The following is a 15,535-nucleotide window of genomic DNA, read 5'->3' as shown; positions in this document are numbered from 1 at the left end:
ATGCCGGTTGCTCACCCATCTAACGAGTCATGTGCGAAGTGTGGGCGGAGTGGTAGTGTGTGGGTACACACAAAGTCAGAGCCGACAGTGACGAAGCGTCAGTTCACTTGCAAGGCGTGCGGATGTGAGTGGACCAGAGTAGAACAAGACTAAGCCAATTCGCCGTTGGTTATCTTTTCACGAATGGTGAATCGCTTCGAGAAGGGTGACCGTGTACGGATTGACATTCCCGATAAGGGTGACCTCGACCACGAGAAATATCATGGGGAGTGTGGGAGAGTAGTTCTCGCGATGAATGACGATGCAGATTCCGAGACTGGTGACCCGCGTGATGAAGTAATCTATCGGGTAGAACTCGATAGCGGGGGTCAGATGGATTTTCGCTGGCGTGACTTACGTCCGGAATAGTACAGCGGTGTACCAGTTAGAGACGTATTGTGTAGTTCTACGTAACATCTTCATCGCGGTTACGTGGTTTCGCTAACGAGGGTTTATGTGAGATGTAGTGCTATCGGTAATTAGGTAGCAGAAAACCGGGGAAGCAGCAATATGTGCTGCAAAATCGGCCGTTTGGGATAGTGGTATCACGTGACCTTGCCATGGTCACAACCCGCGTTCAAATCGCGGTCGGTGCATCCCTACTTATACTTTTTACAGAGTGTACTGACAAGTCTCGGGGGGACTCACTGTAAGTGCGTCCGCCATTCCGGACGGTATTGCCCCCGACGAGTGCGGAATCGAGGGCATCGACTGGCTGTAGCACCCACCTCTTTTCAGAAACGGACGACGGCCCGCATCTGCCGGTGGATTGAAGCCTCACTCCCGACTTGTACACGTCATGCCATCTCGACGCCGACAGTTTCTGACGACCACGGGGGGTCTGTCGATGGTAGCGCTTGCCGGCTGCTCGGCGAGTTTGAACCGACTCAACGGGGGCGGAGAATCGTCCCAGTTGAAGCCGCAAAAAGCAGTTGTCGACCAGTTCATCACCGGCGTGAACGAGAACGACCCCGACGCAGTGGACGAATCCGTGGGGTCGTGGGCTGCCGGTGCGTTCACGGCGGACAACATCGGAGAGTACACGTTCGAGCGCGGGGATTTGCGGCGAACTACTCGCGAACGGACGTACGTGATTCTCGAGACAGATCTTACGATCACGCACCAGGGAGAGTCGCGGACGGAAGAGGTCTCCTTTCGATTGTCCGAGGCCAGAGAAGAGTGGTACATCGGACAGATTTTCATCGTCGGTGGACTCATCATCGATGGGGAGGCGCTGGGACCGCCGTCTGCCTTCATGGACGCAGAGTTCGACTCGGCACCGACCAGCAGCGACGAGACCGGTGTACTGACGGTTAGACACAGTGGTGGTGGACCGCTTACCGCGAAGGGACTGACGTTCCGCGGGACGATAGTGGATCCCGAGGGTGCCAACCCCGACATCTCGACCGACGGCGTGACAGTCGCCGAGGCGACGCAGCGGTCGCAATTCGTTCCGGGAGACACCCTGACTATCGGGGTCGAAGCCGAGTATCAAATCAGCGTCAGGTACAGCAAAGAGGGACTGGGCAGCACGGTGATTCTGCAGGAGTTCAGCCACTCGTAACGACAGTTGCCTGCGGTGAGTTCCGAACACTCGTAGCGAGACCGTCGACGACAGACTAGCCGACAAGGTACGGATTCTCGACGTGGACGCAGAAGACCGCCAGCGGCGAGCAGTGGCCGACCACCGGGGCCTTCGCGATACTTCGCAACCACCGGACCACAGCCGGAGCCTACGCGACTCGCGAGCCGCTGTCTGGGTTACTCGGTAGTCGGCACCGGCGAGAGGGAATCACGCAAGGAGCGCATTCGTCTTGTCGGCGTTTAGTCGCATATAATCACCTTCCATCGCTTGGAGACATCCCAATCAACAGTTAACCGTTTGCAGTTGATTTCATTCAGTATGTGCATACTCGTCCAAAAGCTAGCTCGTTCGCGTGACAAACGTCTCGCAGTCGGCGCAGGTCGTCGATGACTCAGATGGAAGCGTCGCTGCCGACCGACCGAACGCCGGCGACGCTGCACGAACGGGCCGAGCAGCTCGTCCTCGATACCGTGACGGAAGCCAGCGCGGAGGGTGTGGTGCTGGCCCTCGACGGGAGTGTCGAGACGGCGACGCTCGCCGCGGTCGCGACCGACGCGCTCGGTCCCGACAGCGTGACCGCGCTCGTCATGCCGGCGTTCCTGACGAGCGAGGCCGCCGCCCGCGACGCCGAAATCATCGCGCAGGGGCTCGGTCTGACTCCCCAGCGCGTCCAGCTCCAGCCGCTACTGGGGGCGTTCCGCGAGGCGATGGACGAGACGGGCGTCCCCGCCGACGACACCGTCGCGGTCGAGAATGCGCTCGCGCGGTTCCGGATGGTGTGTCGCTACTACGTCGCGAACACGACCGACCTGCTTGTCGCCGGCGCAGTCACGCGCACCGACCGCCTGCTCGGGACGGTGACCAAACACGGGACCTTGGGCGCTGACCTGCTCCCCTTCGGCGCGTGCTACCGGAGCGAGGTGATGGCCATCGCCGAGCGACTCAACGTGCCCGCGTCGTCACCGGCCGGCTTCGAGTCGAGTCCGACCGATGCCGAACGACTCGGCGTCGACCACGCGACGCTCGACGCCGTCCTCGTCGGGCTGGTGGAGGACGGAGAATCACCCGCGACGGTCGCCGAGCGCGTGGGTGTCGACTCGGCGACGGCCGAACGCGTCGCCGACTGGGTGGCTGTGACGGCACACAAGCGCCAGCCGCCGAAGGTCTCCGACGACGCCCACGAGGCTCGCTGAACCGCGATTTCGCCTGAACTGCGGGTCCCATCGAAACCGAGGGTCCGGACCGAGATATAGTGCGGTCGAGCATCCCCGTCACTGGTCCTCACAGCGGTGTAGCGAAGTCAGTCGCGCCACGGCCAAGGTCGATAATGTGATAGCCGGAGGGGACCGGACGAGGAGACGTGGCCGGCTCCCACCAGAAGATACGAGCCAGCGGGGCGCGAACTGGGTGTATGACAGTCGTTGCACTGCTGAGTGTGGCTCCGGTTATCGAGGGAAGCATGGCGAGTGAGGTGGCGAAGGCCGTCGCCGCGCTCGACGGCTTCGACGTTGAGTACGAGACCAACCCGATGGGGACGGTCATCGAGGCCGACGATATCGACGAGCTGATGCTCGCGGCCACGGCCGCACACAAGGCCGTCGACGGCGACCGCGTCAGTACGTTCCTCAAAATCGACGACAAACGCACCACAGACACCACGGCGGGGTCGAAGGTGGACCGCGTCGCCGAGGAGCTCGGCCGCGAGCCGCGAAGCGCCTCCGACGAGTAGCGCTGTCGCCACAGTTATTTGCTGGTGGTACAACCAGTTGATATGTGCGTGCTCGTGACGGGCGGAAGTCGCGGTGTCGGTCGAGCGACAGCTATCGAACTAGCAACGGACCACGACGTGGCGGTCGGCTACGGCGAGAACGAAACGGCAGCCGAGGAAACCGTCGAGGTGTTTCGCGACCGCGGTGCGACTGCCGTGACCGTCGGCGGTGACATGCGCGATTCGGCCGACGCAGACCGACTCGTCGCCGAGACCGCCGACGCGCTCGGCGGGCTGGACGCGGTCGTCTCGAACGCCGGCATCGTCCGGCCGAACCGCGTCGAAGAAACGACCGACGAGGCGTGGCGCGACGTGCTCGGCGTCAACCTCGATGGAGCCTTCTACGTGAGTCGGGCCGCGACGCCGCATCTACGCGAGAACGGCGGCGCGCTCGTCTACGTCTCCTCGGTCGGCGGGACCGCAGGGACGGTCGATGCGGCCTACGCCGCCTCGAAGGCCGGCCTCCACGGGTTGACTCGCGCCCTCGCGCGCGAACTCGGTCCCGACGACGTGCGGGTGAACGCGGTCGCGCCCGGCCCGGTCGATACGAGCATGAACGACGCCATCGTCGAGTATCTCGAAGCCGAGTCGTTCCGCGGCCACGAGAACGTGGACACCCACCTGCCGGCGTACGCCTGCACGCCTGAAACCGTCGCCGAGAGCGTCCGCTTCCTGTTGGAGACCGAGTACGTCCACGGGGAGATACTCAGACTCGACGGCGGGATGAGTCTCGGCTGAAACGGACATTCCTTTCCTGTCGCCCGCACAGAAGGGTGTATGGAGAGTCTCAATCGGATGGCCCTCGAACTCGTCGACGAGGCCATCGACTTCGCTGACGAACTCGCTATCGAGACCGAGACGCTTGACAACGGCGCGACCGTCCTCGATTTCGGGGTCGACACCCCCGGCGGCTACGAGGCCGGCTTACTGCTCGCCGAACTCCAGACCGGCGGGCTGGCGACGGTCCAGACCGAATCCGGGGAAGTCGACGGTGTCCCGATTCCCCACACCACCCTCCACACCGACCACCCCGCAATCTCGCTGCTCTGTTCACAGAAGGCCGGCTGGGAGGTCTCCGTCGGCGAGTTCGAGGGACTCGGCTCCGGGCCGGCCCGCGCGCTCGTCGCCGAGGAAGACGAGTTCCGGCGTATCGGCTACGCCGACGCCTCCGACTTCGCGACGCTGTGTTTGGAGTCTGACACTCTTCCCGACGAGGCCGTCGCCGACCACGTCGCCGACATGACGAACACCGACCCCGGCTCCGTCTTCCTGCCGACGTTCCGCACCGACTCGATTACGGGGAGCGTGACGCTCGCGGCCCGTGCCGGCGAGATGGTCGCCTTCCGGCTTGCCGAACTCGGCTACGACCCGCTGGATATCATGACAGTCCACGCCAGTGCACCGATCGCGCCCGTCGCCGACGGGTATCAGGCCGCCATCGCACGGACGAACGACGCGCTCGCGTACGGCGGTAAGGTCCACGTCACCGTCGACAGCGACTTCGACCGCTTCGACGAGCTCCCGTCGACGGCGGCAGACGAGTACGGCCGCCCCTTCGCCGACATCTTCGAGGCAGCCGACTGGGACTTCTACGACGTGCCGACGGACGTGTTCGCGCCCGCACAGGTGACGGTCGACGTGTTGGGCGGTGAGACGTACAGCCACGGCCGGGCCGACGAGGCCCTGCTCGCGGAGTCGTTCGGGCTGTGAGGTTCAAAATCGTTCCGCCGGTGCCCGACTCGCCGGCGCGCATCGAGACGGTGTGGAAGGCCGTGCCCATCGTCCCCGACCCGGAGGACTCCTGTTGTCAGCGGCTGATGGCCGACGCCGACGTGCCCTCACAGGACGAGGCGAAGGAGTGGCTCACCTTCTGTCGCGCGCTCAAACTCGTGGAGGAGGGACCACGCGGCTACGCCCGTATCCGTGACGGCTACGACCCCGCCGAGTTTCCGGAGCGCTTCCGCGAGCGCGTCTACGCCGTCCCGGAACTGCTCGCCGTGCTCGCCGACGCCGAGGAACCGCTCTCGCCCGAGGTGGTGTTCGATCGCCTTCGCGGGCGCGTCCCCGCGTGGGAGCGCGCGCGAACCAACGACTGGGAGGGGACGTGGACGCGCCGCGTCGAGCGCCTGCTGGAGTGGGCCGTGTTGTTCGGATTCGCAGAACGGGCGGGCGACGGCTACCGCGCAGCCTGACAGAACGGTTATTACCGTTCGGTGATACCCCCCGACCATGTACGACGCCGTCCTGTTCGATGTCGACGACACGCTGTGTCGCTACCGGCGCGACGCCGACGAGGTGCTCGCTGAGGCGTTCACGGACGTGGGCGTCGACCCCTACTTCGGACAGGACCACTACCACGACCGCTACCCGGAGTTCGTCGATTCGACGGACGGTATCGATCACCTCCGCGAGGAGTGTTTCGCCGCCATCTCCGCCGACGCCGGCCGCGACCCCGACCTCGGGCGCGCGGTCGCACGCGCCTTCGCTGCCGCCCGCGACCACTCCGACGTCGAACCCCTTCGCGGCGTGCACGACGCCGTCGAGACCATCGTCCGCGACCACCGTATCGGCGTCGTCACGAACGGCGCACCCGAGATGCAGCAGGCCAAGCTCCGCGGCCTGGGACTCGATGACGCCTTCGAGACGGTTGTCCACGCCGGCTACGACGCGCGCGCGAAACCGCACCCCGAGCCGTTCGAGCGGGCGCTCGATGCGCTCGACGCCGACCCGACGCGGGCCGTCCACGTCGGCAACTCACTCTCCTCTGACGTGGCCGGCGCACACGCGGCAGGTCTCGACTCGGCGTGGCTCGACGCCGGCACGACGCCCGACCCGACGCCGACTCACACCCTCGCGTCGATGTCAGACCTGACGACCCCGCCGTGGGTCTGAGTCGCGCCGCCGGAGCCGTTCGATACGCTCGTCCATCGGCGGATGCGTCGCCAACAGCCGGGTGAGCGTCCCCGTCTCGTCGCCGTGGATGTACAGCTGTGCGAGCGGGCCGGAGGGCGTACTCGCCCGTCGAATCGTCGCGAGCGCCGAGGCCAGCGCCCGCGGGTTCCCAGTCAGCTCCACGGCGGTATCATCGGCCGCGAGCTCGCGACGGCGCGAGTACGCCCGCAAGAGGGCAGTCAGTCCGAACAACAAGACAACCGCGAGCGAGCCGACCGCGGCCTGTGCCCACGCGGTCGTCGCCTCCATCTCCGCGGGCGAGTCGCCGCGCGCGAGCGCGAGCGACCGCGCGACGCCGACCGCGAGCAGGGCCGCCGGCAACAGGAGGAGTCCGAGCAGCCTGGCGACCGTCGAGGTGGCCGTCGCCCCGAGTGTCCCCACGAGTCCGTCGCGGGCACGGAGGTGCGCGAGTTCGTGGGCGAGAATGCCCTCCAGCTCCGGCCCGGAGAGCAGCCGGAAGAGCCGCACGTCGAGGACGAGCACGCCGTCGCGTCGACCCCCGAGCGCGAGCGCGTTCGGCATCTCCATCCGGGCGACACACACCGTCGGCGGTTCGATGTCGAGTCGGTTCGAGAGGTGCGCGACCCGTCGGTGAAGCTCGGGACTGCATTGGGGAGCGAGCGGCTCTGCACCGAGAGATTCCACGATAGCGCGCGTCCCGAACCGATAGGAGCCGTAGCCGAAGGCGATGGTCACGCCAGCGACGACGAGCACGGTCGCCACGGGGTCGGGCCGGTGGCTCCACACCACGGCGAGGGCAGCCCACGCGAGCGCCGCCGCAGCCGCGTAGAACACGAGCGTGGCGAGGGCGGCAAACAGCCAGACCGGACCCCGCTCCATCACTCGACGCTGGTGACGGTGCCGACGCCCTTGCTCGACCCCTCGCGGAAGACGAACCGTTGGCCTTCCTCGACCAGATACGGGCGGAACTTGAATCGAACCGTCGCCTCGCCGGAATCCCCGGGGAGTAGTTGCCCGCCTTCCGGGTGGATGGAGGCGGCCTCGCTCACGGTTTCGAGGTGGACGACCGGCTCGTAGCCGTCGTCGATGCGCGTCGGATGGTTGAGCACCATCACGTCGGCCTCGAACTCACGGACGGGCGTCGGCGCGCTCTCGCGGGGGACGAGCACCATCCCGCGCTCGATTTCTTCTTCCTTCACGTTCGAGAGTGCGATGCCGACGATGCGGCCGGCCTGCGCCTCCTCGACCTCGTGGTAGTGCATCTCGATGCTTCTGGCTTCGACCTCGCGAAACTGGCCGTCGGCCATCGGCCCGAGGAGGAGTTTGTCGCCGACCTCGACGGTGCCGGAGCGGACGGTGCCGGAGGCGACGGCCCCCACGCCCGTGACCGAGTAGCTCCGGTCGATGTACATCGAGAAGTCGCCGGCGGTTTGGACGGTCTTCGGGAGTCGCTCGAAGAGCTCATCGAGCAGGGGAAGTCCGTCCATCGTGACGGCGCTCGTTTTGACCACCGGGACGACCTGCGGAGAGATCTCCTCGACGGCGGCGTCGACGCCGTGGCGCTCGACCGACAGCGGCGTCTTCTCGGCGTTGCGGAGCAGTCGCTCCACCTCGCGTTCCACCTCGGCGACCCGCTCGTCTGACACCATATCCGTCTTCGTAATCGCGACCATCGTCGGCAAGTCGGTGGCTAGCAGGATGCCGAGATGCTCGCGGGTGGTCTTGGTCGGGCCGTCGTCGGCCGCGACCACGAGTAGTCCGTAGTCGAGCTTCTGTCCCACGAGCCCCCGAATCGTAGTTCGGAGCCACGGCTCGTGGCCCACGGTGTCGACGAAGGAGACGAGCCGTTCCGCCTCCTCGACGACGCCCGCGCGGTCGCTCTTGCGGTCGGGGTTGTCCATCCGGACGGCCATCCCCTGCTCGTCGAAGCCGTAGACGCCATACGAGAGGTCCGCAGACAGCCCGCGTTCCATCTCGTGGGGCTGCACGTCGAGAAACGACCGCGTACCGCCCTGCCCGTCGTCGGGGTCGCCGGTGACCAGCGAGCCGACGAGCGTCGACTTCCCGTGGTCGACGTGGCCGGCCGTCCCGACGACGATGTGGTCGTCGTCGCTGTCGAAGACAGCCCCTTCTTTGAGAGTCGCGACGCCGATGAGACCCTCGGTGTCGCTGTCGTCGGCGTCGCCGGCGCTCCACGTCTGTACGTCGTCGATGTGTGCGCCGGCCTCCTCGGCGAGGACCGAGAGCACGTCCATCGTCTCGGAGAAGGCGTCGGGGTCGATGCCCGCGATACCGCCGTCGTCGGTGACGCCGACGGCGTAGGTTGCCTCGCCGTCGCCCGAGAGGACGCGGTGGCGAAGCTGTGCGGCGAGTGACTCCATGCGGCCGTCGGCGAGGTGGACGCCGCGGGTGAGTCGCTGTTTGAACTCCACGCTTCCGTCCTCGCGTTCACCGTGTTCGAGGGCGAAATCAAGCGTGCCGCGGTCCGCGCTCATTGATAACTGGTAGCGTCCGCCGGGACTAAAGCCTTCCTCGGGCCTCAGGCTGTCGAAACAAGCCCGACGCCGACCGCGAGGACAACCCCGCCTGCGACGAGTGCCGGCCCGATGGCCTCGTTCAGGAGTAGCCCACCGAGCGCGATACCGACGACCGGCTGTGCGAAGAACGCGACCGCGGTGGTCGAGGCGGCCGCCCGCTCAATGCCCTTGTACCACAGATACCACGCCAGCGCGGTCGAGACGACGCCGAGGTACGCGACCGCCGCGACCAGCGCCGGCGACCACGCGATAGCGCCGAGCGAGGCGTCCGTGAGCGTCAGCTCCGCGAGCGCACCGAGCGCGAACAGCGGGACGGCAAGCGCAGTCGCGTACGTCGCCGTCTCCAGCGCCGAGTAGGTCCGAATCAGTCGCTTGCCGAAGGCCGTGTAGCCGGCGAACGTGGCGGCAGCGACGACAAGAAGCGTGGGACCGACGAGCGCGTCGGAGGCGAGGTCCGCCAGCGTGTACCGGCCAGCGAGGACGACCCCCGTCCCGACGGTCGCGAGCAGGATGCCGACGGCCTTCCGCGAGCCGAGGGATTCACCAAGCACCGCCACCCCGAGCGCGACGGTGAACACGGGTGTCAGAACGGTGATGAGCGACCCCTGTGCCGCGGTCGTGAGGTCGGTCCCGAGAAACTGGGCCGCGAGCGACACCGCCAGCAGGGCGGCCAGCCCGGCGAAGCCGCGCCAGTCCCGCCGGGAGAAGGAACGCGACGGCTTCACGACCCAGACGAGCGGGAGCAGGACCGCCGCGCCGAGGACTGCCCGCATCGTCACGAGCGTCAGCGGCGGAATCTGGGCGAACCCCCACTTGGAGACGACGTACATCCCACCCCAGATGCTCGCGGCCAAAAGCGGCGCGAGCAGCGGGGAGTCACGGAGCGGCATCGACCGAGGCCTCGTCCAGTGCCTCCAAGAAGCCGTCGGCAAAGCCCGCCTCGGTGACGGTGTCGGCGGCCGCCCTCGCGGTGTCGTCGGCGTTGGCGACGGCGTACGACTCGCCGGCGATGTCGAACAGTTCGGCGTCGTTCTCGCTGTCGCCGATAGCGAGAAACTCACTCGGTTCGTAGCCGAGGTCCGCGGCTATCGTCTCCAGGCCGGTACCCTTGTCGACGTCCGGAGCCTTAACGTGGTAGGCGTAGCCCGTGTCGACGACCTCCAGTCCGTGTTCGGTCGCGAGCGATTGGAGGGGTTCGAACGGTTGCTCGAGCGCGACGGCCACCTCCGTCTCGCGCCAGTAGTTCGTGAGGTCGGGAGTCCCCCACCCGAGATCGTAGCCGGCCGCGCGGTAGGCGTCGGCGACGGCACGCGCGGCCTCGGGGTCGCCGTTGTGGGTGATACCGGCCGACTCACACAGCGTGACACCGCCGTTCTCGGCGATGACGCGGTTGGGGAGGTTCAGGTATCGACACAGTGCGGTCGGAAACGGGAACGCCTTCCCCGTGGCGATGACGACCGGCGCGTGGTCGTGATAGGCGCGCAGTGCGTCGAACACCCGCGGGTCAAGCCCCACGTCGTCGTGTGTTCTGGTGAGAGTCCCGTCGATATCGACAGCGAGGGGGCGCATGCGTTCGCTCACACCGGGAGCAACAAAAGCTACTCCGTCAAGCGGTCGTACGCCTCGGTCACGTCCTTGAACTCCTCCTCGTCGCCGCCGCGGTCGGGGTGTTTCTCCTTTACGGCCTCGCGGTAGGCTCGCTTGATGGCCTGTTCGTCGGCGTCGGGCGCGACCCCGAGGATGTCTGCCGCCTCGGTGCGCGAGGGGCCGGAAGGCGTCGAAGAGTCGATGCGTTGGCCCTGTCGCGTCCGGCCGCCCGCGCCGGACTGGCGACCGAACCGGGTGTTGGCGTCGCCAAAGCGCGGACCGGCACCGAACCCACCGGTCTCCCCGCGCGTCCGCCCCTGTTCGCCGGGCTGTGTCCCCCCACCCTGTCGGCGGCGCTGTTCGTTCGCCATTCGGGCCTGTCGCGCCTGCTGTTCGATGCGCTCGCGCATCTTTCCCGACGCCTGCTGGTAGAACAGATACGTCGCCGCGGCAAACGGGGTCGCGAAGATGAAGACGACCGGACTCCCTAGCGTCAACGCGAGCAGGACCATGACGACGGTCATACCGGCGAAGACACCCATGAGCCCGACGACGAGCGACGAGCGATTCACACCCTCCATACGGCCGTGGGTGTGGTAAGTCACTCGCCCGGCTCACCCGCCCTACACTTTTGCCCGCACACGGTGTAACGCCAGTATGAGCATCTCCGGTGGCTGTGAGCTGTGCACGACCGGTGACGCATCGTTCGGCTGTGACCGCTGTGGCAAGCTCGTCTGTGACGAGCACTACGACCGCGACTCCGGTTACTGCACCGAGTGCGCCGCGGAGCTTCGTCGTCCACACGACCCCGTCGAAGAGCGCGACGACGACGGCTTCGACGACGGCGTCGACACCTACCGCGTCGACTAGCGGTACTCGTTGAGCCGGCGCTTGAGCCGGCGTGCAGCGTCACCGGCCGCATCGAAGTACGCCGACTCCTCGCCCGCCTCCTCGCCGGCGAAGATGATGCCGCGCGAGGAGTTCACCAGCCCGACCCCGCCGGCGAGTCCGTGCTCGACGGCGGCCTCGGCGTCCCCGCCCTGTGCGCCGACCCCCGGCACGAGGAAGGGCAGGTCGGGGACGAGTTCGCGCACCGCTTCGAGTTCTTCTGGTGCAGTCGCGCCGACGACGAGTCCGACGTTACCGTCGCTCCACTCGGCGGCGCGTTGAGCGACGTACTCGTAGAGTCGCTTGTCGTTGCCGACTTCGAGATTCTGGAAGTCGCGCGCACCCGGGTTGGACGTGCGCGCGAGCACGAACACGCCCGCATCCCGACGGGAGAGGAACGGCTGGAGCGAGTCCTCACCGAGATACGGATTGACCGTAATCGCGTCGACGGTATCGAGGACGCCGGCGTACTGGCGCGCGGTGTTCCCGATGTCGCCGCGCTTGGCGTCGAGTAGGACGGGGACGCCCTTCCCGTGGGCGTACGCGACAGTCTCTTCGAGCGCACGCCAGCCGTCGGGGTCCTCGTAGAAGGCGGCGTTGGGTTTGTAACACGCCGCGTGCTCGTGGGTCGCGTCGATGACGCGACGATTGAACCCCCACCGCGGGAGGTCGCCGTCGAGGAAGTCGGGAAGCCGGTCCGGGTCGGGGTCGAGACCGACGGAGACGACGCTGTCTGTCGTCTCGATACGCGCGGCCAACTCGTCGAAGAACGCCATATCGAGAGCGCGCGAGGCGACTACTACAACGTTGCGTTGCGTGGCGGCTCACTCGGCCGGCTTCGTCGAGGCGGTCTGGTTCGTCCACTTCTTTTCCACGTCGCGGTTCGCGACGACGACGAGGTCGCCGTTGTCGGCCCGAATCCGCGTCTTCCGCAGGTCGATATCGACGATGGTGCCGGTGACGGAGGCGGTGGTGACGGCATCGCCGTGGTTGAAATCCGAGTCACGAAGCAGATACACGCCCGCGACCGTGTCGGCGATCATCTCCTTGAGCGCGAAGGCGACCCCCAAGCCGATGAACCCCGCCGCGGTGCCGAGACTGGCCGCGATATCGCCCAAGCCGACGATTTTGAGCAGGGCGAGTGCGGCCCCGAACCACAGAAACAGGCCGACGACCGCGACCGAGAGGTCAACGATGAGTTTCTGCTCGGCGGGCAACAGCCGACTGAGGACGAATCGGGTGACGGTCAACGCGGGTTTGATAACGAGATACGAGCCGACGAGGAAGACGAGACCCGAGAGGATGTGAGGAATCGCGCCGACCAGTCCGTCGAGAAACTCGACGAAGGCCGTCCGCGTGGCGGAGTCGGCAGCCGACTCGGGCGTAGCTTGTGACAGCATACCGTATCCGTACAGGAACCACGCTTGACATCCTCCCCGCGCTGAAGCACGAGGATTCCCACGGCACCGCACCGCTGGGTTGGGATGTTTACGGTTTGTAGTCGCCTCAAAAGACAACTACTGGCTGTGCCAACCAGCCGGTACTCCTATGACGGCATGGGATTTAGAGATACGTTTACTGCCTGCATCCCGAAATCCACAACAGAACGGGATGCTTTTGCGTGGAATCGGAGAATCCCGATACTGTCCGATTAGCAGGGCGGGCCGGCCGCCTCGGTTGACTGGTAGTACGGTGACTACTTGCTTAACACATCCGTTCAGCACGTCGGACGTGGTTTGTGGGAGAGGTGTCGGATTCATCCCCGCGCTAAACCACGGGGCTTTCTCCTCGTACTTGCGTAAATCCGTTGGCGTTACGCGAGCGCGGCGAGCAGGTCGGTCGCGCGTTTGACTTCTGCGCCGTCCTCGATGAAGACGAGCGTCTGGGGCGGGTCGACGGCCTTCGGCCGGGCACGCAGACCGAGGTCACCGGCCAGTTCGGCCACGCGGTCGGGTGTCGTGGCGACTTCGAGGTGGATACGGTCCGGGTGGACGTGGACCGTCGCGACCGACCCGTCGTCCCGCGAGACCGTGAACACGTACGCGCTGTCCTCGCGCGGGTCGACCTCGCGGTCGGCGTCCGTAACGGAAAGCGAACCGAGCGCCCCCGATTCCCGACCGTGAATCTCCGAGGAGAGCAGTTCGGCGATGCGGGTGCCGTCCGTGGTGCGGTCTTCGACCATCAGAGTTCCTCCAGTGCGGTCTCGGCCTCCGACCGCACGTCGATACCCCGCTTGTGGGCAAAGAGGACCGCCGCGGCCTCGATGGTGACCGCGAGATTCGCCTGGAGCTTGTTGATGCCGGCGACGGCGGTCTGTTTTTCGATGCCGTGGTCGAGACACCGGTCGAGGACGGTCTCGAAGACGGACCGCTGTTGGAGGATGGACTCGTCGGGGTGGAAGCCGTCGGGGACGGCGACGGTCTCGGGGTCGAACGTCGGGCGTAGCTCGCCGTCCTCGCGAGAGAGGAGTCCCTCGCCGGTGGCGACATCGACGAGTCGCTTGGCCTGGTCCGGCGAGAACCAGTCGCGGTCAAGCGACAAGTCGACGACGAAACTGCTCTCTGGCATCGACCGTGAACCGGCCGCGAGGAACGGGGCGGCGACGGCGATACGGAGGCTCATGTCCGCCCAGAGATGGCGAGCCGTTTTATTCCCGTCGCTGTCGGAGTGTGAGTCGAACGATTCAAGTCTGCGAGTGGCGAGATTCGGGTATGAAGAGCCACGGACGTTCCACGACGAAGCGAACCGGCGGACGGCGACGCACGACCCACAAGAAGCGAAAACACGAACTCGGCAACTCCCCGACGGAGACGACCGTCGGCGACAAGAAGCTGAAGGTCGTCGAGACGCGCGGCGGCAACACCAAGGTCCGTGCCATCGAGAGCGACACCGCGACCGTCGCGACCGGCGACGGCGAGACCGTCTCGACCACCATCGAGAACGTCGCCGAGAACGACGCCGACCCGAACTACGTCCGACGGAACATCATCACGAAGGGTGCCGTCATCGAGACGCCGGAGGGCGACGCCCGCGTCACATCCCGCCCGGGACAGGACGGACAGGTCAACGCCGTTCTCGTCGAGTAACTCCGGTTCTCCTGTTTTTGCGCCGGTGAGCTACGGCTTCGGCGCGGCCTTCTGGAGTGCGGACTCGGCGATGTTGCCACCGTAGTCGCCCGCCCGCGACAGCGAGTCAACGACGAGTCCGAGCAGCTGCGCCTGCTGCGGCTCCAAATCGAGGAGGAGCGTGTCCGCCTCGCGGACGTGGTCGTCGACGGCGGTGACGGCCTCGTGGGCCTCGGTCGCGATGCGGGTCGCCTCCTCGGAGTCGTCGGCGAGCATGGCGTCCATCGCCTGCTCGATGACGGTGTCGGCGGCCTCGTGGAGCTGTTGGAGTTCGCTCGCCACGTCTTCGGGCGGGGCGTCGAGCGTCTGTGCGTTGGCGGCGATCTTCGAGGCGTGGTCGGCCACGCGTTCGAGCTGGCGGGCACACGAGTGGTAATCGAAGGTCGTCTCGCGGTCGAAGCCGATTTCGGCGGCCGCAGACGGGTCACGCAGCACCGACCGGAAGACGCGCGACACCATGTAGTAGAGTCGGTTCACGTCGTCGTCGCGCTGTGTCACGTCGGTCGCGAGGTCGGCGTCGTCCTCGACGAGCGCGTCGACCGCGTCAGAGAGCATCGTCGTCGCGACGAGCCGCATCCGGGTGACGGCGTTGTGAATCGACAGCTCCGAGGAGTCCAACAGGTCCCGAAGCTGGACGTGTTCGCTCGTCTCACCGATGACCTCCAGCCCGACCAGCCCCTGTGCGGCCCGGCGGATCGTCCGGCGCTGGTCGGCGGTGATACGCGGCGTTTCGAGGGTGATGACGTCGAAGCCGCTCACGTACATCATCATCACCGCGCGCGTCAGTTGGTCGTCGGTCAGCCCGGTGATGTCGAGGGTTCCCTCGGTGCGTTCCTCCTCGTTGCGAGGGGTGAGCAACAGCGACCCCTCTTCGGGATGGAACTCGACGACACTCCCGCCACTGATGCCGTTGGTCGTCGCCCACTCCTTGGGAAGACTCACCGTGTACGTCGATCCGCCCGTCACCTGCACCTTCCGTGTCTCCATACCACGAGTCCACGGGGCACAACCATAAGTCGTGTGCGTACTATATAGTCAAAGTTAGCAGTACTCACAGATACCCGGTAGAATAGTCAAATATCAAGAGCACAGA

The 15,535-nt window shown here is 66.2% G+C and carries 20 protein-coding genes; 10 read left to right on the top strand and 10 right to left on the bottom strand.

Going from position 1 to position 15,535, the window contains the following annotated elements; translation table 11 throughout:
* Positions 1–186: 186 nt before the first annotated feature.
* The 8 genes from DMP03_RS14915 to DMP03_RS06910 all read left to right on the top strand — a co-directional run bounded on the left by DMP03_RS14915 (position 187) and on the right by DMP03_RS06910 (position 6,284).
* Positions 187–408, top strand: a complete 222-nt coding sequence (locus tag DMP03_RS14915; RefSeq protein ID WP_152119970.1) for a hypothetical protein — start codon at positions 187–189, stop codon at positions 406–408.
* A gap of 478 nt (positions 409–886) precedes the next feature.
* On the top strand, positions 887–1,603 hold the full coding sequence (locus DMP03_RS06940) for a hypothetical protein (protein ID WP_152119969.1): 717 nt from the start codon (positions 887–889) through the stop codon (positions 1,601–1,603).
* A 407-nt stretch (positions 1,604–2,010) separates the two neighbouring features.
* Entirely contained in the window at positions 2,011–2,817 is an 807-nt protein-coding gene (gene nadE / locus DMP03_RS06935) for an NAD(+) synthase (protein WP_225870720.1), read from the top strand.
* 218 nt (positions 2,818–3,035) lie between these two features.
* Positions 3,036–3,353 (top strand): thiamine-binding protein, encoded by a 318-nt coding sequence (locus tag DMP03_RS06930; RefSeq protein ID WP_152119968.1) that lies wholly within the window; start codon positions 3,036–3,038, stop codon positions 3,351–3,353.
* Between the two features lie 42 nt (positions 3,354–3,395).
* The gene (locus DMP03_RS06925) at positions 3,396–4,130 is read left to right on the top strand and encodes an SDR family NAD(P)-dependent oxidoreductase (protein WP_152119967.1); all 735 of its coding nucleotides are present in this window, start codon (positions 3,396–3,398) and stop codon (positions 4,128–4,130) included.
* A gap of 39 nt (positions 4,131–4,169) precedes the next feature.
* Entirely contained in the window at positions 4,170–5,102 is a 933-nt protein-coding gene (mch, locus tag DMP03_RS06920; RefSeq protein WP_152119966.1) for a methenyltetrahydromethanopterin cyclohydrolase, read from the top strand.
* The gene (locus DMP03_RS06915) at positions 5,099–5,584 is read left to right on the top strand and encodes a hypothetical protein (protein WP_152119965.1); all 486 of its coding nucleotides are present in this window, start codon (positions 5,099–5,101) and stop codon (positions 5,582–5,584) included. Before mch ends, DMP03_RS06915 begins: the two co-directional genes overlap by 4 nt.
* A 37-nt stretch (positions 5,585–5,621) precedes the next feature.
* Positions 5,622–6,284, top strand: coding sequence for an HAD family hydrolase (locus DMP03_RS06910; protein ID WP_152119964.1), 663 nt, complete (start codon positions 5,622–5,624; stop codon positions 6,282–6,284).
* On the opposite strand, the gene DMP03_RS06905 is transcribed toward DMP03_RS06910, so the two are convergent.
* Genes DMP03_RS06905 through DMP03_RS06885 form a run of 5 tightly spaced genes read right to left on the bottom strand, consistent with a single transcriptional unit; the run spans position 6,255 to position 11,010 of the window.
* Positions 6,255–7,184 carry a M48 family metallopeptidase gene (locus tag DMP03_RS06905; RefSeq protein ID WP_152119963.1) on the bottom strand — a complete coding sequence of 310 codons (930 nt, stop codon included), beginning with the start codon at positions 7,182–7,184 and terminating at the stop codon, positions 6,255–6,257. The two genes, DMP03_RS06910 and DMP03_RS06905, sit on opposite strands and share 30 nt — an antisense overlap.
* Positions 7,184–8,800 carry a GTPBP1 family GTP-binding protein gene (locus DMP03_RS06900; protein WP_152119962.1) on the bottom strand — a complete coding sequence of 539 codons (1,617 nt, stop codon included), beginning with the start codon at positions 8,798–8,800 and terminating at the stop codon, positions 7,184–7,186. The genes DMP03_RS06905 and DMP03_RS06900 overlap by 1 nt, the downstream gene beginning before the upstream one ends.
* A 44-nt stretch (positions 8,801–8,844) precedes the next feature.
* Positions 8,845–9,732, bottom strand: a complete 888-nt coding sequence (locus DMP03_RS06895) for a DMT family transporter (protein ID WP_152119961.1) — start codon at positions 9,730–9,732, stop codon at positions 8,845–8,847.
* On the bottom strand, positions 9,719–10,411 hold the full coding sequence (locus DMP03_RS06890; RefSeq protein WP_152119960.1) for a phosphoglycolate phosphatase: 693 nt from the start codon (positions 10,409–10,411) through the stop codon (positions 9,719–9,721). The genes DMP03_RS06895 and DMP03_RS06890 overlap by 14 nt, the downstream gene beginning before the upstream one ends.
* A gap of 29 nt (positions 10,412–10,440) precedes the next feature.
* A complete protein-coding gene (locus DMP03_RS06885) occupies positions 10,441–11,010 on the bottom strand; it encodes a J domain-containing protein (protein WP_152119959.1) in 570 nt (189 codons plus the stop codon).
* A gap of 76 nt (positions 11,011–11,086) precedes the next feature.
* Here DMP03_RS06885 and DMP03_RS06880 point away from each other — a divergent pair, with 76 nt between their 5' ends.
* Positions 11,087–11,299, top strand: coding sequence for a hypothetical protein (locus tag DMP03_RS06880; RefSeq protein ID WP_075938145.1), 213 nt, complete (start codon positions 11,087–11,089; stop codon positions 11,297–11,299).
* Here DMP03_RS06880 and pyrF read toward each other — a convergent pair.
* From pyrF to DMP03_RS06860, 4 genes are all read right to left on the bottom strand, one after another.
* A complete protein-coding gene (gene pyrF / locus DMP03_RS06875) occupies positions 11,296–12,093 on the bottom strand; it encodes an orotidine-5'-phosphate decarboxylase (protein ID WP_152119958.1) in 798 nt (265 codons plus the stop codon). The genes DMP03_RS06880 and pyrF overlap by 4 nt on opposite strands.
* A gap of 48 nt (positions 12,094–12,141) precedes the next feature.
* The gene (locus tag DMP03_RS06870) at positions 12,142–12,717 is read right to left on the bottom strand and encodes a mechanosensitive ion channel family protein (protein ID WP_152119957.1); all 576 of its coding nucleotides are present in this window, start codon (positions 12,715–12,717) and stop codon (positions 12,142–12,144) included.
* Positions 12,718–13,130: 413 nt separating this feature from the next.
* Positions 13,131–13,499: a hypothetical protein gene (locus tag DMP03_RS06865; protein WP_152119956.1), complete on the bottom strand. Its 369-nt coding sequence runs from the start codon at positions 13,497–13,499 to the stop codon at positions 13,131–13,133.
* Positions 13,499–13,939, bottom strand: coding sequence for a DUF2240 family protein (locus DMP03_RS06860; protein WP_152119955.1), 441 nt, complete (start codon positions 13,937–13,939; stop codon positions 13,499–13,501). The genes DMP03_RS06865 and DMP03_RS06860 overlap by 1 nt, the downstream gene beginning before the upstream one ends.
* 89 nt (positions 13,940–14,028) lie before the next feature.
* Here DMP03_RS06860 and DMP03_RS06855 point away from each other — a divergent pair, with 89 nt between their 5' ends.
* Positions 14,029–14,403 carry a 30S ribosomal protein S8e gene (locus DMP03_RS06855; RefSeq protein ID WP_152119954.1) on the top strand — a complete coding sequence of 125 codons (375 nt, stop codon included), beginning with the start codon at positions 14,029–14,031 and terminating at the stop codon, positions 14,401–14,403.
* 30 nt (positions 14,404–14,433) lie between these two features.
* Here the strand turns inward: DMP03_RS06855 and DMP03_RS06850 are convergent, their stop codons facing one another.
* Positions 14,434–15,429, bottom strand: a complete 996-nt coding sequence (locus DMP03_RS06850; RefSeq protein WP_152119953.1) for a phosphate uptake regulator PhoU — start codon at positions 15,427–15,429, stop codon at positions 14,434–14,436.
* Positions 15,430–15,535 lie beyond the last annotated feature (106 nt).

The organism is Halosegnis rubeus, from assembly GCF_009184545.1.
Classification (GTDB): Archaea; Halobacteriota; Halobacteria; order Halobacteriales; family Haloarculaceae; genus Halosegnis; species Halosegnis rubeus.
This window is presented reverse-complemented; position numbering and strand designations above follow the sequence as displayed.